Origin of the sequence: Pseudoduganella buxea (assembly GCF_009720835.1) — a bacterium.
GTDB lineage: Bacteria > Pseudomonadota > Gammaproteobacteria > Burkholderiales > Burkholderiaceae_D > Rugamonas > Rugamonas buxea.
In genome coordinates, this window is record NZ_WNKZ01000229.1 from 1 (window position 1) to 775 (window position 775).

The 775-nt window shown below is 74.3% G+C and carries 1 protein-coding gene; it reads right to left on the reverse strand.

Annotation, left to right across the window (positions count from 1 at the left end; translation table 11 throughout):
• Positions 1–133: 133 nt before the first annotated feature.
• The coding region (locus GM672_RS27755; protein ID WP_170300287.1) for a peptidoglycan-binding protein at positions 134–775 on the reverse strand (642 nt) is incomplete at its 5' end.

Consider the following 775-nt stretch of genomic DNA (forward strand, 5'->3'; position numbering starts at 1 on the left):
CACCAGCGGCCGGCGCGCGGCGGCACCCGTCGGCACCGCGGCGCCGTCCAGGGAAGCGGCGTGAAGCGTCGGCGTGGCGCCCAGCCGCCGCTCGGCCTCGGCTTTTTTCAGTGCTTCGAGAATATAGGACATGTCACTTTCCTCCGGCCGTGGCGACGTTGACGGGCGCGCCCAGGCGCGGCTCGCGTACGCCGGAAAGCTGGTTCAGCCGGATAAAGGTTTTCGGCCCCGCCACGCCGTCGGCCTTGAGCTGCTGGGCCGCCTGGAATTCGCGCAGCCAGCGCAGCACGCTGCCTTCCAGGGCCACGCTGTCCTGCGGCGGCGGCTCGCCCCGCTGCTCGGCCAGCCGGCGGGCCAGCCAGTCGACATCCGGGCCACGGGTGCCGGCACGCACTTCGTCGCGCCAGGCCCGGGGCGCCCGCCAGAAGGTGGTGAAGCTGCCGTCGTGGCGCCGCTCCAGCTCGGCGAGCGTGACGGTCTCGCGCTTGCCGCCAAGCTCGATCGTGGCGTGGCGCCCGTCCAGCGCCATCAGCAGCGCGTAGACGGGCGTGCCCGCTTCCTGGTCCAATGTCAGCATGGCGGGACGGTCCAGCCGGCGCAGCTCGCCGACGGTGGCCTTGCCCTGCAGGCAGCGCAGGTTCTGGCGGGCTGCCGTGGCGCACGGTTCGCCATGACCCGGCGTGACCTGCCACAGGGCCGCCAGCCGGCGCAGGTTGCCCGCTTCGTCCTGCGGCGCGGGCGCGGGCGCCAGGGCCGTGACGGCGGCAGCCGCCGG